Origin of the sequence: Novosphingobium terrae, assembly GCF_017163935.1 — a bacterium.
Lineage (GTDB): Bacteria > Pseudomonadota > Alphaproteobacteria > Sphingomonadales > Sphingomonadaceae > Novosphingobium > Novosphingobium terrae.
Window position 1 is genome coordinate 240,138 of the sequence record NZ_JABVZR010000002.1, and the last position, 22,363, is coordinate 262,500.

At 65.5% G+C, this 22,363-nt stretch carries 17 protein-coding genes and 1 riboswitch; of the genes, 4 read left to right on the forward strand and 13 right to left on the reverse strand.

Annotated features, from left to right (window positions below; genetic code table 11):
- Positions 1–75: 75 nt before the first annotated feature.
- The 4 genes from HGK27_RS19690 to HGK27_RS19705 form a co-directional block, all read right to left on the reverse strand.
- Positions 76–1,029 (reverse strand): bifunctional helix-turn-helix transcriptional regulator/GNAT family N-acetyltransferase, encoded by a 954-nt coding sequence (locus HGK27_RS19690; protein ID WP_206244547.1) that lies wholly within the window; start codon positions 1,027–1,029, stop codon positions 76–78.
- 139 nt (positions 1,030–1,168) lie between these two features.
- Positions 1,169–1,762, reverse strand: a complete 594-nt coding sequence (locus tag HGK27_RS19695) for a septal ring lytic transglycosylase RlpA family protein (RefSeq protein WP_206244548.1) — start codon at positions 1,760–1,762, stop codon at positions 1,169–1,171.
- A gap of 139 nt (positions 1,763–1,901) precedes the next feature.
- Complete coding sequence (locus HGK27_RS19700) at positions 1,902–2,825, reverse strand: alpha/beta hydrolase (protein WP_206244549.1); 924 nt, start codon at positions 2,823–2,825, stop codon at positions 1,902–1,904.
- Positions 2,826–2,841: 16 nt separating this feature from the next.
- The gene (locus HGK27_RS19705; RefSeq protein WP_206244550.1) at positions 2,842–3,720 is read right to left on the reverse strand and encodes an NmrA/HSCARG family protein; all 879 of its coding nucleotides are present in this window, start codon (positions 3,718–3,720) and stop codon (positions 2,842–2,844) included.
- Positions 3,721–3,829: 109 nt separating this feature from the next.
- Between HGK27_RS19705 and HGK27_RS19710 the strand changes: the two genes are divergently transcribed.
- The gene (locus HGK27_RS19710; protein ID WP_206244551.1) at positions 3,830–4,714 is read left to right on the forward strand and encodes a LysR family transcriptional regulator; all 885 of its coding nucleotides are present in this window, start codon (positions 3,830–3,832) and stop codon (positions 4,712–4,714) included.
- A gap of 35 nt (positions 4,715–4,749) precedes the next feature.
- Here HGK27_RS19710 and HGK27_RS19715 read toward each other — a convergent pair whose 3' ends face one another.
- A complete protein-coding gene (locus HGK27_RS19715) occupies positions 4,750–5,496 on the reverse strand; it encodes an SDR family oxidoreductase (RefSeq protein ID WP_206244552.1) in 747 nt (248 codons plus the stop codon).
- Between the two features lie 93 nt (positions 5,497–5,589).
- Between HGK27_RS19715 and HGK27_RS19720 the strand changes: the two genes are divergently transcribed.
- On the forward strand, positions 5,590–6,525 hold the full coding sequence (locus tag HGK27_RS19720) for an AraC family transcriptional regulator (protein WP_206244553.1): 936 nt from the start codon (positions 5,590–5,592) through the stop codon (positions 6,523–6,525).
- On the opposite strand, the gene mgtE is transcribed toward HGK27_RS19720, so the two are convergent.
- From mgtE to HGK27_RS19745, 5 genes are all read right to left on the reverse strand, one after another.
- Positions 6,522–7,877, reverse strand: coding sequence for a magnesium transporter (gene mgtE, locus HGK27_RS19725; protein ID WP_206244554.1), 1,356 nt, complete (start codon positions 7,875–7,877; stop codon positions 6,522–6,524). The genes HGK27_RS19720 and mgtE overlap by 4 nt on opposite strands.
- 178 nt (positions 7,878–8,055) lie before the next feature.
- Positions 8,056–8,943: a LysR family transcriptional regulator gene (locus HGK27_RS19730; RefSeq protein ID WP_206244555.1), complete on the reverse strand. Its 888-nt coding sequence runs from the start codon at positions 8,941–8,943 to the stop codon at positions 8,056–8,058.
- A gap of 178 nt (positions 8,944–9,121) precedes the next feature.
- The gene (locus HGK27_RS19735; protein ID WP_241127650.1) at positions 9,122–11,302 is read right to left on the reverse strand and encodes a hypothetical protein; all 2,181 of its coding nucleotides are present in this window, start codon (positions 11,300–11,302) and stop codon (positions 9,122–9,124) included.
- 183 nt (positions 11,303–11,485) lie between these two features.
- Positions 11,486–13,651: a TonB-dependent receptor gene (locus HGK27_RS19740; RefSeq protein WP_241127652.1), complete on the reverse strand. Its 2,166-nt coding sequence runs from the start codon at positions 13,649–13,651 to the stop codon at positions 11,486–11,488.
- A gap of 192 nt (positions 13,652–13,843) precedes the next feature.
- Positions 13,844–14,088, reverse strand: a riboswitch (cobalamin riboswitch).
- Between the two features lie 99 nt (positions 14,089–14,187).
- Positions 14,188–15,243 (reverse strand): LLM class flavin-dependent oxidoreductase, encoded by a 1,056-nt coding sequence (locus tag HGK27_RS19745; RefSeq protein ID WP_206244556.1) that lies wholly within the window; start codon positions 15,241–15,243, stop codon positions 14,188–14,190.
- A 109-nt stretch (positions 15,244–15,352) separates the two neighbouring features.
- Here HGK27_RS19745 and HGK27_RS19750 point away from each other — a divergent pair, with 109 nt between their 5' ends.
- A complete protein-coding gene (locus HGK27_RS19750) occupies positions 15,353–16,441 on the forward strand; it encodes a Gfo/Idh/MocA family protein (RefSeq protein WP_206244557.1) in 1,089 nt (362 codons plus the stop codon).
- Between the two features lie 9 nt (positions 16,442–16,450).
- Here the strand turns inward: HGK27_RS19750 and HGK27_RS19755 are convergent, their stop codons facing one another.
- Positions 16,451–17,449, reverse strand: a complete 999-nt coding sequence (locus tag HGK27_RS19755) for a LacI family DNA-binding transcriptional regulator (protein WP_241127654.1) — start codon at positions 17,447–17,449, stop codon at positions 16,451–16,453.
- A gap of 246 nt (positions 17,450–17,695) precedes the next feature.
- On the opposite strand from HGK27_RS19755, the gene HGK27_RS19760 reads away from it, so the two are divergent.
- Positions 17,696–19,990, forward strand: coding sequence for a TonB-dependent receptor (locus tag HGK27_RS19760; protein WP_206244558.1), 2,295 nt, complete (start codon positions 17,696–17,698; stop codon positions 19,988–19,990).
- Positions 19,991–20,059: 69 nt separating this feature from the next.
- Here HGK27_RS19760 and HGK27_RS19765 read toward each other — a convergent pair whose 3' ends face one another.
- Both HGK27_RS19765 and HGK27_RS19770 read right to left on the reverse strand, forming a co-directional pair.
- Complete coding sequence (locus HGK27_RS19765; RefSeq protein WP_206244559.1) at positions 20,060–21,268, reverse strand: MFS transporter; 1,209 nt, start codon at positions 21,266–21,268, stop codon at positions 20,060–20,062.
- 181 nt (positions 21,269–21,449) lie between these two features.
- Complete coding sequence (locus HGK27_RS19770) at positions 21,450–22,355, reverse strand: LysR family transcriptional regulator (RefSeq protein WP_206244560.1); 906 nt, start codon at positions 22,353–22,355, stop codon at positions 21,450–21,452.
- Between the last annotated feature and the right edge of the window lie 8 nt (positions 22,356–22,363).

Below are 22,363 nucleotides of genomic sequence, written 5' to 3' on the forward strand. Positions count from 1 at the left end.
GCGGGAGTGGAACAGTCTTTCCATCAATGCTCCGGAATGACCATGCCTGCAGCCTATAGGGAGATCGCCGCCCCGCTACCAGCGGTAGATCATCGCCACATTGCAGCGTTCATAGCGCTTGCCGTAAAGCTCCATGATCTCCTCGGAATGAACGAAACCCAGCTTTTCATAGAGATGGATCGCCGCCTCGCATTTGCGGTTGGTCAGCAGATAGAGCGTCTCGATCTTCATGGCGCGCGCCTTGTCCAGCATGGCGGCCAGCAGGAATTCCCCCGCCTTGCGGCCCCGGGCAGCGGCGCTCACCCCCATCTTGGTGAGTTCGAACACCCCCTCACCCATGCGGATCAGCGCGCAGGTGCCCACAATCCCGGCATCCGGCGTTTCGATAAAGAGAATCTCGCCGCCCTGATCGATGATCAGCTCACGCGGGCGGGTGAGGATCTGGATGTCATTCTCCTCCAGCGTGAACATGGCCTGCACCCATTCGGCATTGATGCGATGGAAGGCCTCGGCCAGATCGTCGGCATAGGGGCGGATGGACAGAGCCGGGGGCTGCGACAGCACCCGGTTTTCCAGCGACTGCCGATCGAGCGCCGCCTCCATCTGGGCGATCTGGGTGAGGAAAGGCCCCTCCAGCCCCTCGCACAGCCCCTTCACCGCTGCATCGACGCGCGGCCAGACGCTCACCGTGCCCTGCGCCATCATGGCCTGGCCCGCGCTGGTGAAGCGGATGGTCTTCTGGCGCTGGTCCGCGCCATCGCGGGTGGTTTCCAGCAGGCCCATCTCCATCAGCCCGGCGAGCGTGCGGGTGACCACCGGCTGGCTGATGCCCAGCACCTCCACCGCCTTGCCCACGGTGATCGGGCCATAGCGATGGATCGCGGCCAGCATGGGAAATTGCGCGGGCTGGATGGGCAGGCCCGCCTCGCGAATGATGCGCGCGGCATCGGCCTGCAGCCTTTCGGCCAGCCGCTTGAGCCGACTGCCCAGAAACAGGTCACCATAGTCTTTCAACACGTCCGCCATCATGCGCTCCGAATCTATATAGCATGATATATATCGAGGCATGTTTGCTGTCCATGGGGTTTGCCGGAGGAGCAGCCTGCGAGGACAAATGAAAGGCACGGATCAATCCGCGCGCAAATCAGGCGTTCAAAACCCGCCAGCCTCAGGGCGCGATCACCTGCGTGTTGGCCCCCGATTGCGCCAGTTGCGCCCGCAGATCGGCCAGCACCCGGCCTGAAACCGCAGGCCGGGGCGCCGCCGGTTCCCCCGCCCGCAGGCGACGGCGATCCGCCTCCGAGGGTTCCACCACACGCAGCCTGACCGGCGCGACACCGCTCTGCCGGATACCCAGCAGATGCGCCGCCCCGCGCGACAGGTCGATCAGCCGACCATTGCGCGTGAACGGCCCGCGATCATTGACCCGCACCACGATCACCCGCCCGGTGTCCAGCGCGGTCACCTCGACATAGCTGGGCAGCGGCAGGGTGGTATGCGCGGCGCTAATGCCATCAGGGCGGAAACGCTCGCCATTGGCGGTCTGCGATCCCGATTCCGGGCCATACCAGCTGGCATAGCCGAGGCGATCATAGGCAGGATCGGCGGCGGGCACATAGGTGGTGCCGCGCACCGCATAGGGCCGCCCGATCCGCACCGGACTGTCGCTGACCGGACGGTAATGCACGCCCGAGCCGCAGGCCGAAAGCAGCAGCGCCAACATCGTCACGCCATAGCGGCAGGCGGGTTTTCCGAGCGTCATGCCAGTGCCTTAGCGCATGGTCCCGTCAACGCGCCATGCCGCCCGCCCCCGCTTCACACAGATTTGCGACGAAAGGTTATGGCCCCCGCACTGGCCGAAACGCCAGATGCGAGGGCCTGCACACCAAGCCTTGCCGCCATCAGGCTGGCAGCCAAGGCATCACCCCTGCAACAAAGCCATGGATGCTCTCCAAAGCTTCTTCGGCGGCCTGCAACACGCCAGAATTGGCCGAAAACACATGCGGCATCCCGGCCCAGACATGCGCCGCCACGCTGCCGCCCGCCGCCTGAAGTCGCGCGGCATAGCGCAGGCTGTCGTCGAGCAGCACTTCATCCTCGCCGACATGGATCAGCACCGGCGGCAATCCACCCAGCTCGCCATAGAGCGGGGAGACCAGCGGCAGGCAGCGGCTGTGCTCGCCCAGATAAAGCGTGGCGGCATCCTGCAAAGCCTGCCGGGACAGCAGCGGATCAGCCGAGGCGCGGCTCTCCATGCTGGTGCCGGTCAGCGCCAGATCGGTCCAGGGAGAGAACACGACGGCGCCCACAGGCTGAGGCAGATCCGCTTCATCGCGCAGGCTGGCCAGCAGCGACAGAGCCAGGCCGCCACCCGCGGAATCCCCGGCCAGAACGATGTGCCGATGCCCTTGCGTGACCAGACCGCGATAGGCTGCCATCGCCTCCGTGGTCGCCGCGGGATAGGGGCGCTCCGGGGCCAGCGCATAGTCAGCCACGAAAGCCTGCAGCCCCGCGCGCCGTGCAACCTGCCCGACATAGGCCCGATAGGCCTGCGCCGAACCGATCACATAGCCCCCGCCATGGAGATAGAGCATCGCCCCCTGAGCCAAAGCGCCGGGCGGCCTGCACCACCAGCCCGGCACGCTGCCCACGCTGGCGGCCTCATACTGAATGCCCTCGGCATGCGGCGTATGGGCGATGATCTCATCGAAGATGGCGCGGCCCTGTGGGCTGAGCGGCAAGGGAGGCTGAAGCGCGATCATGGCGCGCATGGTCTGCATCGCGGCCTTGTCGGCGTCGCGGAGGGGGTGATGGTGGATGGTCATAGCCTGTCTCCCGGGTTCAGGCGGCGGTCCACCACGCGGCGGCCTGCTCGGCAAAGGCGCGATAGCTGCGCGGGGCGCGGCCCAGCACGGCGGCGGTTGCGGCCAGTTCCTCCGCCGAGGCCACCGCCCCATCAGATTGATAGCGGCGCAGCATCAGCACCAGATCGCGCGCCAGCCAGCCGGGGCCACTCGCCTTGAGCATCTGCTCCACGGTTTCTGTGGCATCGCCCGCGTAATGGATGCTGCGGCCCAGCACATCGCTCCACAGGGCGGCGAGGGCCTCGCCTGTCAGCGCATCCGGGCCGACCAGCGGATAGGTCACGGCGGGCAGCGGGGCTTCGGCGCGCTCACGGCGCAGCAATTCGCGCGCGGCGGCCAGAGCGATATCGCCGGTATCGACCATCGAGATGCCCTTGCCGCCCACCGGCATCACATAGAAACCCGGGCCGGTCAGCGGCTGTTGCTGGCGCAGATCATTCTGCATGAAATAGGCCGGTTGCAGGATGGTGGCGGGCAGATCCAGAGCGGCGATCATCCGCTCCACCGTGGCCTTGCCGGCGAAATGCGGCACATCGGCATAGGCCTCGCCGCGATAGACCGAGAGATAGACGATGCCCTTCACCCCGGCCTCACGCGCGGCATCGACGGCCAGCATCGCCTGGGTCAGCTCATCGGCCACATTGGCGACCAGCAGGAACAGCGTCGAAACGCCCTGAAGCGCGGCGAGAATGCTGCCGGGATCGGAGAGATCGCCGGTGACCGGCTCGACCCCGGCGGGGAAAGCGGCTTTCCCGGGCGAACGGGTCAGGGCGCGCACCGAAACCTTTTCAGCGGCGAGATGGGCGAGGACTTGCGAACCGATGGTGCCGGTGGCGCCTGTAACCAGAATGGTCATGATGGGGACTCCTTGCTTTGGGATCGGCGCCCTTTCGCGCCGCCCCGCTTCAATGATCCGTTTCAATTTCGAGCAGAAGCTGGCAAGATCGAGACAGGATGTTCCAAAAATGAAACCTCAACTCGATTTCGACGCGCTGCGCAGCTTTGACATGATCGCCCTGCATGGCGGTCTGGGCCCGGCCTCGCGGGCGACGGGGCGGCCCAAGCCCACCTTGTCGCGCCATCTGGCCGAACTGGAACAGGCACTGGGCGTGCGCCTTGTGGAGCGCGGCGAACGCAGGCTGCGCCTGACCGAGGAAGGTCGCCGCCTGCATGAGCAGACCCATGGGCTGCTGGTGGATCTGACCGATGCCGCTCAGGCCGTCGCCAGCGGCGCGGAGGTGCCGCGCGGCGTGTTGCGGATCAGCGCCCCGGTGGTGCTGGCGCATGTCGCGCTGATGCCGGTGGTGAAGCGCTTCTGCGATCTCTACCCCGAGGTCAGGCTGGAGGTGATCGCCGAGGATCGCCATGTCGATCCGGTCGAGGAGGGTTACGATCTGGTGCTGCGCATCGATCCGGCGCCGCAGGAGCGGCTGGTCGGGCGGCGGATCGCTTATGACCGGCGGCTGATCGTGGCCGCGCCCGCGCTGCCGCAGCCATCAGCGGGCCCAGAGGCAGAGATGCCTGCGGTGATGCTGGCCAGCGCCAATCCGGCCAGCACATGGCGGTTGAAGCCGGTCCACGGCGGGGCGCTGACGATCAGGCCGCAGGCCCGGCTCAGGCTGTCCTCGCTGCTGATGGTGCGCGATGCGGTCATTCAGGGCATGGGCTGTGCGCTGCTGCCGGGGTTGCTGGTGCAGCCCGATCTCGATGCCGGGCGCCTTGCCTGCTGGGGCGAGGTCGATCAGGCGCCGGTCGAAATCTGGGCGCTTCACCCCTCGCGCCGGCTGACCAGCGCGAAATTGCGCGCCTTTCTGGCCGTGCTGGCCGAGATCGGCACACAGCAAGGCTGAGAGAGCCGACGCAGCGCATCGGCTCCCCATATGCGTCAGGCGTTTTGCGCCCAAAGGATGGCATCGGCCCCGGCGGGCTGACGCATCGGGCTCGCCGGATCGGTGGCGGCATGCCAGACGGCTTCGGCCACGTCGGAGGCATGGGTGACGGGGTCGGTCGAGGTCTGCCAGCCCTCCAGAATCCGGGCGACCACATCCTTGTAGTGCTCGGGAAAATCCATGCCCATCCGGGCGCGGGCATTGTCACCGAAAGCCGTATCGGGGGCGCGGCCCGGCAGCACGATCCTGGCGCGGATGCCGAAGGGCTCCAGTTCCAGCGCGAGGCTCTCGGTAAAGGCATTCACCGCCGCCTTGCTGGCCGTATAGACCGAGAGCAGATGCAGCGGACGCAATGTCACCGTCGAGGTGACATTGACAATCACACCGGCCCCGCGCTCACGCATCTGCGGCAGCACGGCCTTGACCATGGCGATGGTGCCCAGCGTGTTGGTCTCGAAAACCTCACGCGCCTTTTCGATCGAGGTGCCCTCGACCGCATTGAGCAGGCCCACGCCCGCATTGTTGACCAGCACATCGATGGGCCCGGCATCCTTGATGGTCCGGGCGATGCTGTCGGCATCGGTCACATCGAGCGGCAGGATGGTCAGCCGGTCGGAGGCGGGGAACAGATCCTTGTTGGGGGTGCGCATCGTGGCAATGACATGCCAGCCGCGATCGAGGAAGAGGTGAGCCGTGGCAAGGCCAAAGCCCGATGAGCAACCGGTGATCAGAACAGTGTTCATGGATAAGCTCCTGTTGGGGGCAGACCAGAGGTAGGTTCGCCACGCCGGACGTGCTATGGCTGGAAATCCGGCAATCATGTCTGAAAGTCCGAAATGTCCGATCCGCTTGCTTCTGATCCTCTGGCGCATGTCGTCAGCCTGCTGGCACCCAGCGCGGGCTGGTCCAAGCTGGTGACGGGGGCGGGAGCATGGCGCGTCCACCGCTCCGAGGATGGGCGGCCCTTCTATTGCGCGGTGCTGGATGGGGCCTGCCGCCTCTCGCTGGCCGGGCAGGAGGAACTGGTGCTGGAGCAGGGCGATTTCGTGCTGGTGCCCGCCGCCGCCGATTTCTCCACCTCAAGCCTTGTGCCGCCACCACGCGATGCGCCCCTGCTCCATGCCGAGATCGGCCCCGGCCTGTTCTGGCTGGGCGCCCGCGATGCGCAGCCCAATGTCCGCATGCTGGTGGGCCATTGCAGCTTCGGCTCGGACGACACCGCTTTGCTAGTCTCGCTGCTGCCGCGCGTGGTGCATATCAGGGGCGAGGCGCGGCTGACGCGGATCGTCGAACTGCTCAATGAGGAAACCCATGCAGGGCGCCCGGCGCGCGATGTGATCCTCTCGCATTTGCTGCAGGTGCTGTTGATCGAGGCGCTGCGCGCCACCACCGGCCCCGCCGCCCCGCCGGGCCTGCTGCGCGGTCTGGCCGATGAGCGGCTTTGCGCTGCCCTGCGTTGCATGCATGGCGATCCGATCCGGGCATGGTCCATCAAGGATCTGGCGAAAGAGGCAGGCCTGTCCCGCTCGACCTTCTTCGACCGGTTCCGCGCCGAGGTGGGCGTGGCGCCGATCGAATATCTCACCGGCTGGCGCATGGCGCTGGCCCGTGATCTGCTGCGCCAGACCGGATTGGGCCAAACCGCTCCGAGACTGGCGCGGATCGCCCAGCAGGTAGGCTATGGCTCGGCCAGCGCTTTCAGCGTGGCCTTTACCCGGCATTTCGGGCTCTCACCCTTTGCCTATGCCGGGCAGGCCCGGGAGGAGGCTTAAAGCAGCGTCCCTGACAGCATCGCCAGCGCGATCGAGAAATAGATCACCAGCCCGGTCACATCCACCAGCGTCGCCACAAAGGGCGCCGAGGCGCTGGCCGGATCGAAGCGGAAGCGCTGAAGCACGAAAGGCAGCATTGATCCCGCTAGCGAACCGAAGGTGACGATGCCCACCAGCCCCGCCGCCACCGTCGCGGCGATCAGCACCCAATGCGGGCCGTAATCATAGAAGCCCAGCATCTGCCATGTCGCGATGCGCGCGATGCCCAGCAGGCCAAGGATGGCGCCCAGCGTCAGCCCGGCAGGCAATTCGCGCAGGGCCACGCGCCACCAGTCCCTCACCCGCAGCTGGCCCAGCGCCAGCGCGCGAATGATCAGCGAGGTGGCCTGACTGCCGCTGTTGCCCCCCGAACTCATGATCAGCGGGATAAACAGGGTGAGGACAACGGCCCGCTCCAGCTCGGTCTCGAAATGCTGCATCGCGCTGGCGGTCAGCATTTCGGAGAGGAACAGCACGCTGAGCCAGCCCGCCCGCTTGCGGATCATCGCCAGAAAGCCGGTGTCGAGATAGGGGCGGTCCAGCGCTTCCACGCCGCCGAATTTCTGCGCGTCTTCCGTATGTTCGGCCACCAGCGCATCGAGCACATCGTCCACCGTGACGATGCCCAGCGGGCGGCCATCGGCATCCACCACCGGCAGCGCCAACAGGTCATGGCGGCGGATCAGATCGGCCACCACCTCGCGGTCGATTTCGGGCGAAACCGTCACCGGCCCCCGGCCCCGCGCCAGATCCAGCGCGGGCGACTCCGGTTCCGCCGCGATCAGGCGGCGCAAAGAGACCGTCGCCACCAGACAGCCCGACGTATCGATCAGAAAGACCGAATAGATGGTTTCGCGGCTGCGCTCCACCATGCGGATATGCTGCAGCACCTGCGCGACCGTGGCATCGACACGCACCGCGACATATTCGGTGGTCATCATGCCGCCCGCGCTGTCTTCCGGCCAGGCCAGCAGATTGTGCAGCGAATGCCGCACCTCGGGCGCGAGGGCAGCCAGGATCGGCGCGGCGGCGCGCGGCTCCATCTCGGCCAGCACGTCAGCGGCGCGATCCTCGGCCATTTGCGAAACGAACTGCACCGCGCGCGGCAGCGGCAGCAGAGCGATCACCTTGGGCGCCGCGGTGAATTCAGGCCGATCCAGCGCACCCACGGCGCGCACATCGGGCATCTGCGCCAGCCTGCGCGCGGCTTCCGCCAGCGGCAGCGCCTGCAGCATCTCCACCACATCGGCAAGATAGAGCCCGCGCTTTGCGGGCCGGACACCGGCGGAAACGCCGGCAATCAGAGTCATCATTGAACACCTTCCGTCCGCACACCCCTGCGGACGAAAGCCAGCGCCTAACTAGCCAACGACCGGAGGATGTGCGGTCATACTGGAACTGTCGCTGGACATGTTCTCGCTTCCTGAATCGACGCAGGACTCTGCGCCGCCTGTCCTGTGCGCCCAAGAATGCGGGCCGTCAATCGCAATGTCAGCCCGCCAGCAGGTCGCGCAGCCAGCGATGGGCCGGATCGCGCTGCGTGCGCTCGTGCCAGACCATCACCTTGGAGAAGCCCGGAATGGCGAGCGGTGGCTCACGCATCGTCAACCCGGCCACGCCCTGCACCAGACGGCGCGGCACCACGGCGATCAGATCGCTGCCATGCAGCACCTGCGCCAGCACCAGAAAGCTGGTGACCGAAAGCATCACCTGCCGCTCCCGCCCGATTGCCGCCAGCGCCGCATCGGTCACTCCCCGAAAGCCGCCGCCCGCCAGCGACACCAGCGCATGATCGAGCGCGCAGAAGCGATCCAGCGACAGCGCCCCCTCACCCGCATCAGGATGCCCTTCCCGCATGGCCACCACATAGGTTTCATCGAACAGCGGCCGCTCATGCAGGCCCGGCGGCACCGAGGGCGGCGCCATCAGCGCCAGATCGAGATCGCCTTGTTCGAAATGCCCCAGAGTCGCGCTGCCTTCGGTCAGCACCGCCACGCGGATGCCGGGGGCCTGTTGGCGCAGCCGTTCCAGAAAGGGCACCACCACCACCTGCAGGGCATAATCGGTGGCGGCCAGAGACAGCGTCAGGCGGGCCGAGGCCGGGTCGAACGCTGGCGGGGTCAGCAGCGCCTCGGCCTCGGCCAGCATGCGGCGCAGGGGCTCGGCCAGTTGCAGCGCGCGGGGCGTGGGCACGATGCCGCGCTGGCTGCGCAGGAACAACGAATCGTCGAAAGCATCGCGCAGCCGGGCCAGCATGCCGCTGACCGCGGGCTGCGTCAGGTTCAGCCGTGCCGCCGCGCGGGTGACATGGCGCTCGGTCAGCAGCGCATCGAGCGCCTTGAGCAGGTTGAGGTCGAGCTGCCTGATATCACGGGTCATGATGATGATTAAGGCGAGGGATCAGCGCCTGTCCATCTCCAAAGCGAAAGGCCGGGCAGCAGAGCAGCGATCAGCTCGCCCCCAACCTGCGGCTGATCGAAGACGCGGCGCTGCCCGCCCCTGGCCTCCACAGCTGTTTCTGGCGGGGCCCTGCTCTCATGCCATGGCCCCGCCTTCTTTAGGGCCCCGTGCTGCCCGTCACCCGCAAGCGGTTCACCACTTCGGGCGCATCGTGCAGGCGCAGGAACAAGGTGCCGTCGGGCGCCGGATGCGGCACCTTGATGGTGAAGCCCGGGTAGCCTTCCGGCACGCTGACGGCGCCGTCAAAATCCTGCTTCGCCGCGACGGAGGCAAGCAGATAGAGCCCCTCCCCGCTCAGGCTGCAAGGGGTAGCAGAAGCGGTTGGGGGGGCAGCCGGGCAGGTCACCTGCCTGAGCTTGGGCAAACGCACCAGCATGCCAAGGCTCATCCACTCGCCCGCCACGCCGCCGCGCAGCAGACGGGCCCGCAGCGGCCCGAACGCCGAAGCGCCCAAGGCCTGAGCCGGGGTCAGATTGGCGACCAGAATGCCCTGATCCACCAGCGTCAGCCCGCTGCCGAACGCCAGCTTCGCACTGGCATCGCCATTGACCGTGGCCACTTCCACCTGATCGCGCGGGCTGAAATGCTCCTTTTCGCGGGCCTTCAGGGTGAAGCTCAGGCGGGTGTCGGCAGGGATTTCATCCGGACTGTTGAGCGACAGCTCCAGCGCCACGCCCGGTTCGGGATGGATCGGCTCGGAGCTGTGCGCGGTGATCTGGGCGACGGGCTGCACCTGCCTGACGGGCTCCACCGTGATGCTGGCCGGATGAGTGCCTTCCGGCCCGAGGATGGTCAGCGTGACAGGCTCCGGCTTGCCGGACGTGGCGGGCAGGGTCACCGCCAGCCCATGCTCGCCATCGGCTTTCCACACCACGGGGGCGGCGGCCCCATTGGCGGGTGTGACCGTCACCCCGGTGACGCAGGAGGCCGGGGCCCCCGTCAGCAGCATTTGCCCATCGCCCTTGGGTGCGCCATTGGCCTGCCATTGCCAGCTTCCGGCGGATTGCAGCGTTACCTCCGGACCGGTGAAGGCGTCGTAGCCCCACATGCCATGCATCGTGGCCGTCACCGGGCCCGACAGATCGGGCGACGGCGTGGCAGGCTGACCGATCACCAGCCCCCCGCGTGAGGCATCGGGCGTGAGCGGCAGATCGACATCGCCACTTTTGAGATGAACCCGCAGCGCCAGATCATGGCCATAGGTGGTGGCATAGAGCAGCGGCGCCCCCACCATGGCCAGCGTGGCGGATTTGGCCCCGAAGCAGGGGACGCTGGAGGCCGTGGTCACATGCAGCACCGGCGGCGGCGCGGGCTTCACGGCGGGCAGCGCGGCCATCAGCACCGATTTGGGATTGGCGAAAGAGGGCGGTGTGTTGAGCGCCAGAGACAGCCTGTCCTCATGCGCGGCACCAAGCGCCGGAATATATTGATATTTGGCCGTGCGCATCGCCCCGAAAATGCCGACAATATCGCGCACCGCGCTGATATAGGGACTGAAATAGCCGAACCCGCCCTGAGGCGTCGCGCTGAGGCTGAGCGCCAGATCGGTCGCCGAGGCCGAGAGCGCGCTGCTGCTCGACGTGTCATCGCTGCCCAGCACCACCGATTGCTTGGAATCGAGCAGGCAATTGGCCTGAAGCTCGCTCTGGCGTTGCAGGCAGGCTTCGTTGATCTTGATGCGCAGGCTGTCCGCCACCATGGGGGCCAGATGCGCCAGAGCCTCGGGCTGGGTGGCGGAAATGCGCTTGATTTCGGAAAGATAGGCATCGTAGCGGCTGCGGTCGAGCGAGGCCTGCTCCAGATCCTGAGCGGCGCGCACAAAGGCGCCCGGGCGGGCCTGCACCGCATCGCGCAAGGTCTTGAAATCGCCGCCCGTCTCCGGGGCAAGATAGAGCACCAGATGCTGCGCATTGTCGGGCACGGTCAGTTCGATCGGGCCGCCGCCATGGCCGGCGCGTTTCCACGCCTCCGCCTTGTCGAACCAGGCGTTGGGGGGCGGGTTGGTCGGATCGCGCAGGAAGGCCGCGATCAGCAGGTAATGCGCGCTTTCATCCTTGGGCAGCGCGGCCTCGACCTTCACCTTGTCGCCCGCCGCCAGATGGGGGACGGCGGCAATCGGCAATGTCACGCCCTGACGCGTCACGCTGATGCGGATGTCCGGCCCGGCCAGATCGAAGGGCGCAGGATCGGCCAGCGCTGCCCCGGCGGACAGCAGGGACAGGCCGGCGGCAAGGGTGAGGCCAAGGTTCGGGGCGATGTTCGGCACAGGGATTTTCATGCTGCTCCGCGCGTGTTCGGGCAGGCCGGATGGCTCCCCTCCTCCGGCCCCTAGCGCTGACTGGCATGACCGGCGATGAATGAAACGCCGATCTGTTCAGGGAGGTTCCGAATTCTCTGCCCTTGATCGCCAGCATCACACCGCCACATAGGGCGGCATGATGCTGCGTTTAACGCATCAGCCTCAGAAGGTTTTGGAGAGGGTAAAGCGTGCCGAGCGTGGTTCCAGCGGATGGGTCTGGAAGCCGGTGATGCCCTCGGCGGGCTCGCCCTGCAGGCGGCTGGTGTAGTAATAATCTGCCGCCGCATCCTTGCTGTTGAACAGGTTGAAGATGCTGGCGGTGAACTTTAGCCCGGCAGGCAAGGCGTAGGAGACATCGAGGTTCCACTCGCTGTAACCGCCATCCTGCGGATATTTCTCGCCATCATTGAGCGAATGGGTGCCCAGTCGACGCCATTGCAACCCGCCCGAAATCGGCCCCAACCCGTTCACCAGCACGCCTGCGGAATAGATGAAATTGGGCGCGTCGGCGATATAGGGCTGGTCCAGCCCGTAGGCGGCCAGATCACTGGTGTGATAGCGCGGCTTGGAGAAAGCGAGATCCGCGTTCAGTTCCAGCCATTTGAAGGGATGGTACTGCCCGCCGACCTCGAGGCCCTGACGGCGGCTGGGGGCGCCGGCCTCATCCTGACCGGTATCCGGATTGTAGGTCAGCTCGGAGCCGAAATCCTGCTGGAAGACGGCCAGCTGCAGCTGCAGCTTCGGGATCAGATTGCTGCGCAGGCCCAGCTCGACACCGGTCGTTGATGAGAGCAGCGGGGTGGCCACGCCGCTCGCCTGAATGCCCTCGGCCGCGACCGTGCCGAACACGCCGCGCACATCGTTGGAGTGGAAGCCCTTGCCCCAGCTGGCGTAAAATTCGGTTTTGGCGAAAGGCCCGATGATCAGATTGGCCTTGGGCTGGGCCAGCCATTGATGCTGGGCATAGCTGCCGCCGTCGATCTCGCTGCGGTCGGTAGCGTGGTAATATTCCTCACGCAGACCGACGACCGCGCGCAGCCATGGGGTGAAGCGCACCGTCTCCTGCACATAGGGCGCCAGATCGAGCAGCCGCACATGATCGGCGGTGCAATTGCCATTCACCGCGCTGAAGGTGGTGGTGTTGCCGTCATCATCCTGAGCGTTGCAGTAAGGCAGAATGGTGGTGCGCCGCAGCGTATGCTTGCGGTCGACAAAGGCGCCGTCATAGCGAGCGTTCAGCCCCACTACGGTCTCGAAGCTGATCCCGCCCAGATCGTGTTTGACCTTGTAGCTGGCCGCACCGCCGATGGTGGTGCGCCGCTCATCCTGCTCTTCCTGATCGCCATTGACCGGATCGAGCAGATAATGGGTGAAGTTGTTCCACAGCGTCATGGTGGAATGGATGGCATAGGCGCTGACCGAAAGCTGACCGCTGCCCAGCCCCTTCTCAAGATGGCCCGACAGGCTGAAACGCTCCGACAGGCTGTGATCGGTGGGATCGAGCGTGCCATAGCGACCGATCACCCCCTCCTCGATGGCGCGCTCGGGCTGGTCGGTGATGAGGCCGCCGCCGCTTTTGTAATACATGCCGGTCAGGCTGAAGCCATCCGTCGCCGTCCCTTGCGAGTAGCGCAGCGCGGCGTTGACCTTCTTGAAGTTCTGCTTGGGTTGCCACGGCCCATCGTAATGACCCAGATCGACCGCCCCAAGCAGCTTGCCGCCATTGCTGAAATGCAGCGTGCCGCCGCCGAACAGCTCCTGATAGCCATCGGTGCCGATGGTGACGGCCATCTGCGCGGGCATATCATCGAGCAGCCGCGTATGCGCCGAGGCCACCGAGCCAAAGTCGCCAATCCCGGCGGTGTAGGGCCCCTTGGTGTAGTCGATCCCCGCCACCAGTTGGGGGATCAGGAAGTTGAGATCGGAATAGCCCTGCCCATGGGCGTTGGTCGGGCGGTTGACGGGCATGTCATCGACAAAGCTGGCGAAATCGGTGCCGTGATCGAGGTTGTAGCCGCGAATGAGATATTGCTGCGCCTTGCCCTCGCCCGAATGGATGGTGACGACGAGGCCCGGCACAGCTTCAAACAATTGGCTGGCACGATAGATCGGGCGCAGTTCCACTTCCGCGCGCGTCACCGTGCCCTCGCTGGCGGTCGACGCCTTGCCCAGCAGGTCCTGACGCGAGGCCGTCACCACGATGGTGGACTTGTCTGCGCCGTTCTCGGCATCGCTGGCCGTATCATCGGCCAGAGCGACCTGCGCCATGCCAAAATTGGATATGGCAAGGGCCAGAGCCATCGCGCTCGAAAATCCCGGATTCTTCACGAATACATTCCCCACGCCAGGCGACGGGCAAGGGGCAGAACCAGACCATGCCGCAACGGCACGCCCCGTTCTTCGCCAGAACAGGCAGGCAGGCGCTATCGCCCGCCATGCTCTGGCGCTGATGGCCCCCGGCCATGGACACGTCGCTCAGACGGACAAGCACCGTGCCATGGCCACCCCCTGGGCCCCGGCAAGAGCGACCCCACGCTGGCAGGTCTCCTGGCTCGCGGGTCATCGCACGATACAAAGCCTTCCCGAGGCCCGCATGCGTTAGCGTCTGCCCCAGTGGCCGCGCTCCGTTCCTGTGACGAAGCACTGCAAGTATCGCACTCACCGCTCACAGTTGCAGGGACAGCCCGGTTTCGGATCGGCCAGAACCGATCCTCTCCGCGTTCCCATTTTAAGCCCTTGCGGGCACCAGTGCGGGTCGGATGCGAACCGGTCTCTCCGGCCTGCATCCAGCGCCGCTATGACCAGAATGCTCGCGGCGGTGCAACTTGAAATTTCTGATCGATCCGGGGCCTGAAGCCACCCTGCTACAGCGGCGCGTGATCGAGCCTTGGCAGCACATGCCGGGCGAACAGATCTGCCTCCGCCGCATGGGGATAGCCCGAGAGGATAAAGGCATCGATGCCCATCTCGCGATACATGGTGAGCTTGGCCAGAATCTGGTCCGGGTTGCCCACCAGCGCCGCGCCGCAGCCTGAACGGGCCTGCCCGATGCCCGTCCAGAGATTCTCCTCGGCATAGCCATCGACGGCCTGCTCACGCAGCGCAGTCTGCGCCTGCACCCCCGCCGATTGCGAATCCAGCGAGCGCGCGCGAATGGCCGCCCCCTGCGCCAGATCGAGCCTGGAGAGCAGTCGGTCGGCGGCGGCGCGCGCCTCTTCCTCGGTGTCGCGCACCACGACATGGACGCGATAGCCGAAGCGCAGGCTGCGGCCATGGCGGGCGGCCCGCTCCTTCATATCGGCGATGGTGGCGGCGATTTCCTCGCGCTTGCCGGGCCACATCAGATAGACATCGCAACCCTTGGCGGCGGTTTCACGCGCATCGGGCGACAGGCCGCCGAAATAGAACAGCGGCGCCTTGCCCGAAACCGTGCTGATCCGCGGCGGATCGAGCTTCAGCTTCCAGAATTCACCCTCATGGTCGAGCGGCTGCCCGTTCAGCAGGCTGCGCAGGATGGACATGGCCTCGGCAGTGCGGGCGTAACGTTCGCGCGAGCCCAGCACCTCGCCCGGCATTTCGGAGGAGATGATGTTAACCTTCAGGCGCCCACCCAGCATCCGGTCGATGGTGGCGATCTGGCGGGCCAGTTGCGGCGGCCAGCTTTCGCCGATGCGCACCGCCATCAGCAGGGCCATGCGGCGCAGCAGCGGGGCGATTCCCGCCGCGAAAGCCGTGGTGTCGATCCCCAGATTGTAGCCGGAGGGCAGCAGGATGCTGTCGAACCCGCCGCTTTCCGCCTGAAGGGCGATATCGCGGCAATGCTCCCAGCTTGATTGCAGACGCGCATCGGGCACCCCGAGGAATTCGTAATCGTCGTCGCACAGGGCCGAAAACCAGCTGACTTCGCAAGGGGTGCTCATTGGGCCTTCTCCGTGGCGTTGCGGATCAACAGAAATTCCATCTTGCGCTCAACCCTGATCTGCGTGGTATGGGGTGGTGACATCGTTATCACCTATAGGATCAGTCGTGATGGTAGAGCAAGTGCGTTACGGCCTCGTTGGCACCGGCATGATGGGTGCGGAGCATATCACCAATCTGGCCATCACGCCCGGTGCGGTGGTGACCGCCATCGCCGATCCGGTCGAGCGTTCACTGGGCTGGGCGCGCATGGCGCTTGGCGATAAAGCCGAGGGTGTTCAGGCCTTTGCCGATAGCGCCGCGCTGGCGAAAAGCGGTCTGGTCGATGCGGTGATCGTGGCCAGCCCGAACTATACCCACCGCCGCGTGCTGGAGCCGCTGTTCGATGCAGGTCTGGCCATCCTCTGCGAAAAACCGCTTGCGACAACGTTGGACGACGCGCGCTGGGTTGTGGCTCAGGCCGAGGCTTCGCCCCGCCCCTTCTGGACGGCGATGGAGTATCGCTACATGCCCCCGGCTGCCGAATTTATCGCGCAGTTGCATGGCGGACGAGTCGGCAAGCTGCAGATGCTTTCGATTCGCGAGCATCGCTTCCCCTTCCTGCCCAAGGTGGGCGACTGGAACCGCTTCAGCCGCAACACCGGCGGCACGATGGTGGAAAAATGCTGCCATTTCTTCGATCTGATGCGGCTGATCGTGCAATCCGAGGCAGTGCGCGTCTATTGTTCGGGCGCGATGGATGTGAACCATCTCGACGAACGCTATGATGGCGAGACGCCCGACATCATCGACAACAGCTTCACCACCGTCGACTTCGCCAATGGCGTGCGGGCCCTGCTGGACCTTTCCATGTTTGCCGAAGGCGCTGAAAATCAGGAAGAAGTCACCGCCGTGGGGGACAAGGCCCGACTCGATGTGCTGATACCGGAAGGTGCGCTGGTCTACAGCCCGCGCGTGGGTTTCCTGAACCCCAAGCAGGTCGAGCGGACCGTGATCGGCGTCGACGAAGCGGCGCTGCAGGCGGGCAGCCATCACGGCTCCACCTTCTATCAGCATCAGCGCTTTATTGCCGCCGTGCGCGGCGAGGGCCCGGTGGAGGTCACTGCGCGCGACGGTCTGATGGCCGTGGCGATCGGCACGGCGGCGGAGATCAGCGCCCGCGAACATCGCGTGGTGGAAATGAGCGAACTCGGCTTCTGAACCGCCCTATCAACGGGGGGCACCTCCCGTCGATTCTCTGCGGATCAGCTCATAAGGCACCTCGCGCGAGGCTTTTTCGCCCGCCGGTGCCAACAGCAGATCGGCGGCCTGAAAGCCCAATTGGCGCGTCGGCTGGCGGATGGTGGTGAGCGGCGGCCAGACGAAACTGGCCAGCGCATCATCGCCAAAGCCCGCCACCGACAAGGCCCCCGGCACGGCCAGCCCGCGCCGATGCGCCACGCTGAGCACGCCCGCCGCCATCTCGTCATTCGAGGCAAAGATGGCGGTGGGCGGCTCGGCCAGCGCCAAAAAACCTTCGGCGGCAGCGGCGCCCGAGGCGAAGTCGTAACCGCCCTCGCGCACCAGCCTGGGGTCGGGCGTGCGGCCCGATTCGGTCAGAGCGGCGAGGTAACCGGCATGGCGCGCCACGCTGCCGGCATAGCTGGGATGGCCCATGACAAAGCCGATCCGCTGATGCCCCAGCGCCAGCAGATGGCGGGTCATGGCATTGGCCGCCGCCTGATTGTCGATAAACACGGCGGAACGTTCCACCGCCCCGGTCGGCGTGACACGCACAAACGCCACATCGCGGCGCTGCAACAGGTCAAGAATGTCCTGCCGGTCCGAAATGGGCGGGGTCAGGATCAGCCCGTCAATGCCGGTGGAGTCGATCAGGCTTTCGATCTCCTCGACCAGCTCTTCCGAGCGGTGATCATAGGGTTGAGCGATCATGCGGATGCCATCGCGCCGACAGCGCTCATGGATGCCAGCCTGCATTTCATGGACATAGAAGGGGCTGGGATTGTCACAGGCCAGAGCGATCTGGAAGGTGCGGTGGCCAACCAGACTCCGCGCGGCGGCGCTGGGGCGGAAGTTCAGCTTGGTGATGGCAGCCTGCACGCTTTTGCGCGCCTTTTCAGAGACACGCGGCTGATTGTTCAGAACGCGTGACACCGTTTTGATCGAGACACCCGATTCATGGGCAACGTCCTTGATCGTAGCGCGCAAGACAGGCTCCTTTGCTGCGGCGTGCCTGCGCCGATCCGCTGGCAGACGCATCCTATCTGGCACGCGAGCCGCCAAAATCAAACTCAACCTTTGCGCTTGGGCTTTCTGCCATGCTGCGTCAGCCCCCTTCGCAAGGTCCGATCGCAGCCACCGCGATAGCCTACGTTGTCACCCTAGAGACAAAAACTCTCTTCTCTATGGATTTTGTAGAGTTTATGGAAAGCCGATCACTCAGGGAGGCTTTTGGTGAATAGGATAATCTCGACCCTCACGCTGCTGGGCGGAACGGCTTTGGCCAGCGGCTTTCTGGCCGTCGACACCGCTTATGCAGCGGCACCGGACGGCAAGGCAGACACCCCCGCCGCTGCCGATCAGGCCGCGCCCGATGATGGCGCGGCACCCGGTGGCATCGTTGTCACCGCCCGCTTCCGCAATGAGCAGTTGCAGAACGTGCCCATCGCCATCTCCGTGGTGAAGGGCGACACAGCGCAATCACGCAATCTCAACACCATTCAGGACATCGCCGCGACGGTGCCCAGCCTCGATTTCCGCAACGGCGCCTCCAACAAGGACCGCAACATCTTCATCCGCGGCATTGGCACGATCACCACCTCGCCGGGCGTGGAATCCTCGGTTTCCACGGTGGTTGACGGCGTGGTGCTGGTCCGTCCGGGTCAGGCCACATTCGATCTGGTCGATCTCGATCATATCGAGGTGCTGCGCGGGCCGCAGGGCACGCTGTTCGGCAAGAATGCCTCGGCAGGCGTGGTCAACATCGTCACCAAGGCGCCCTCCGACCATCAGACCGGCGTGATCGACGTCGGCTATTATCAGGGCAATGAGGAGCGCATCCGCGCCGGGCTCTCGGGGCCCATCAATGACTGGCTGGGCTATTCGATCAGCGGGCTCTACGGCAATTATCAGGGCAATGTCCGCAATCTGGGCACCAACCACTGGGTCAATGGCTATGAGCGCTGGGGCGGTCGCGGCAAGCTGGTGGCCAAGCCCACCAGCAATCTGACCATCACGCTGGCCGGCGACTACCTCCACAACAAGGACACCACACCCAACGGTGTCTATGCCAGCACATCGCAGACCGCCTTTGGCGGCGCCACCACCAACAGCACCGCGCTGGCCGGGCTTCTGGCGCAGGAAGGCGTGACCGCCAGCGCCAACAACAAGACCGTCAACTCCACCTTCGACACCTATGTGAAGGATGACAATTACGGCGGCTCGCTGACAGCCGAATGGCGGCCCGGTGACTACACCGTCACCTCCATCACCGCCTATCGCGAATGGAAGAACCGTCAGGTGCCCGATTGGGACCAGCGCTCGATCCTGGCCACCGGCTTTCCGCAGGGGTTCGACAATGGCTATGTCAACTTCAACCAGTTCAGCCAGGAGTTGCGCCTTGCTTCGCCTCAGGGCAAGCTGATCGACTATGTGCTGGGCGCCTATTACCTGCATGCCAACACCAATGAAATCTATCAGCGCACGGTCACCCAGCTGCTGACGGCCACCACCACCCAGACCAACTCCGGCACCGCCACGTATGGCACGAGCGCCGACAATCTGGCCCTGTTCGGCGAGGCCAACCTGCACGCCAGCGACAAGCTGACCTTCATCCTCGGCGGTCGCCTGATCTATGACCGGCTCAGCTATTACGACCAGCGCAATGCCGATACCGCAACCGGCGTGACGGGCATCCGCCCCTCCATCGGCTACAACACCGGCAGCGTGAACCATGTGGACGGCAGCGGGCGCGTTGGCGTGCAGTATAAGATCGTGCCGCAAGCCACAGCCTATGCGACCTATTCGCGCGGCTACAAGGGCCCGGCCTATAACGTGTTTTTCAACATGCAGGCCTTTGACCAGATCGCGCTCAAGCCCGAAACCTCCAACAGCTATGAGGTCGGCCTGAAGGGCGGCACGCGTGATGGCACCTTCAGCGGCAGCATCGCGGCCTATTGGACGGACTTTTCCGGCTATCAGGCGAACTATCAGGACAGCTTCCTTGGCGCCCCCGTCACCCGCCTGATCAATGCGGGCACGGTGCGCACGCGCGGCATCGAGCTGGACGCCACGGCCCGCCCCACGGACCGGCTGACGCTGAACTGGGCGGCGGTCTACAGCAATGCGCGCATCCGCCATTTCAACTGCCCGGCGGCCACCACCTGCCCCAATTATGATGGCGATCCCCTGCCCTTCGCCCCCGACTGGAAGCTGAGCGGCGGTGGCGCCTGGCGCATTCCGCTCAATGACACGCTGGGCGTGGAACTGCAGACCGACTGGACCTTCCGCAGCGCCACCCAATTCGCCCTGACCCAGACCCCCAGCACGATCCAGCCATCCTATGGCATCTGGAACGCCAGCCTGGCCCTGATCGACAAGCGCAATTGGGAAATCCGGGGCGTGGTGAAGAACCTGCTCAACACGCATTATTCCAACCTGTTGGGCAATGGCACCACGGCAGGCACGGTGCGCTTTGTCCCGCGCGACAATGACCGTTATGTCGGCGTCAACGCCAGCTACCACTTCTGAAGACAACGAAAAGGGGGCGGCGGGTTTTCAAGCCCGCCGCCCCCTTTTTGCGTTCAGGTCAGGCTTCTTTCAAGCCGGGCGTGACTCAGGCACCATCCACCTGAGCCACATCAAAGCCAGAAAATAGGACGAGACGCCAAAGCCGAAAAGCGGCCCATAACCAAGGCCCGCCGTCAGGACCAGACCGGCCACCTTGGTCAGCACCATGCCGCCAATGTTGCCGCACAGCGAGCCAAAGCTGGTCACCCGGCCGATCTGGCGCGGCGGCACGATATCGGCGATCAGCGCAAAGAGGCTGGTCGAAAAGCCCTGATGCCCGGCCAGCGTCAGCGCCAGCAGCGCCACGGCCCACCAATAGCTGTGCGTCATCAGCGTGAAGGGCAGAGCCAGCACGCAGCAGGACGACACCAGCATCACCGCCTGACGCGTGGCGCGCGTGCTCCATCCCCGACGCTGCATCGCCGTCCCCGCCATGCCCGAGAGCAGCGATCCTGCCGCCGAGCCGCAATAAGCCACCGCCAGCGGCGGCCCGAGATCGAGGCCCGTCAGCCCGAACTGGCGGTTGAAATAGTCCGGCATCCAGAACAGCAGCAGCCACCATGTCGCATCGGACAGGATCTTGGCGACGGCAATGGCCCATGTCCGCCTTTCGCGCAGGATCGAGCCTTGCGGCGCCTCGCTCACCGGGGCGTTATCCTGGCGCTCGGCGATGGTGATGCCGCGTGTCACCGCCCACCAGCATCCCGCCCAGACCAGCCCCACCAGCCCCGCCGCCACGAAGGTGCCGCGCCAGCCCCAGGCCACCGCCGCCAGCGGGATCGCCAGCGGCGCCAGAATCGCGCCAAGGCTGGTGAAAGCATTGGACAGGCCGATCGCCGTCGAACGCTGATGCGGAGCGAAGATGGTGATCATCGTCTTCATGCCCGCAGGTGTGCCCATGGCCTCTGTCGCGCCCAGCGTGACCCGGCACAGCAGGAATTGCGCCATGCTGCGCGACCAGCCATGCGTCAGCGCGGCCAGCGACCATGCCGCCACGCCCACGGTGTTGGCCCATTTCCAGCCCAGCCGGTCCACGATCCAGCCCGCCAGCAGCAGGCCGCCCGCCACCCCCGCCTGAAACCAGGCCGCCAGCGTGCCGTAATCATTGTCGCTCCAGCCCAGATCGGCGGAGATCGTGGGCTTGAGCACCGAGATGATCTGCCGGTCCACAAGGTTGAGCACGCCTGCCGTCAGCGCAAAGGCGAAGAGCAGGTTGCGGCGGCGCGGTGTCAATTCCATGCGAAGCAACGATCAGGAAAGAGGGGGAAACCATCGCGGACGGAATATGCAGCGGCATCGGCAAGCGTCATGGGCAGCCTTGATCCAGACAGGTGACAACGATGGCGCATTAGCAAATTCTACTAAATCGATAGAATATATTTTATTCATCCTCGCGAAGAAAAAGCCCGGCGGCCGGCGCTCACGCCTCGCTCTGCCGCGCGAACACCTGCGCGGCGATGCGGGCAAAGGCCTGCACCGCCGGCGAGGCCTCGCTGGTCTTGCGCCGCCGCAGACCGATCTTGCGATGCCCGGCCTCGGCCAGCGGCATGGTGCGCAGAGGCGGTAGCCAGCCCCGCGCCGTCACCCGGTTGACCAGTGCCACCGCGCCGATCCGCGCCACCAACTGATGCGTCAGCGCCACCGAATTGGTCGAGAGCGTGCGCCTTGGCCAATCGACACCGGCGTTCAGAAACATCGCCTGCGCATGGGCAAAGGCCGAACCGCCCGGGCGCGGCATCACCCAAAGCTGGTCCAGCGTATCGGACAATGTCAGCCTCGTGCGGCCCGTCAGAGGCGAGTCTTCGTGAACCGCCAGCAGGAAGGGATCGGATATCAGCAGATCCTCCGAAATCTCAGGCGAGGCATGGGGCTGGCCGACCGAGGCCACCACGACATCGAGATCCCCTGCCACCAGCGCATCGTTCAGCGCGCCATCCAGCCCTTCGATCACCGAGACCGACAGCTGCGGCAGTTCAGCCAGCAGTTGTTCCAGCACATCGGGCATGAACTGCTCGACCAGACTGGGGGTAACGCCCACCGCCAGCGGCCCGATCCGGCCCCGGCGCAGCAAGGTCACCTCCTGATCGGCATGATCGAGCACAGCGCGGATTTCCCGCGCCCGCCGCACCAGCGCCAGCCCCAGATCATTGACCACCGCCCCGCGCGCCGTGCGGATCAGCACCGGCGCGCCCAGCCGCTGCTCCAGCACCGCGATGCTGTTCGACAGCGCCGGCTGCGACAGGTTGAGAACCTGCCCGGCAAGGCTGAGCGAGCCCTGCTCGTGAATGGCCAGCAGATGAGCCAGATGGCGCGGATCAATCATCATGCCCTCTC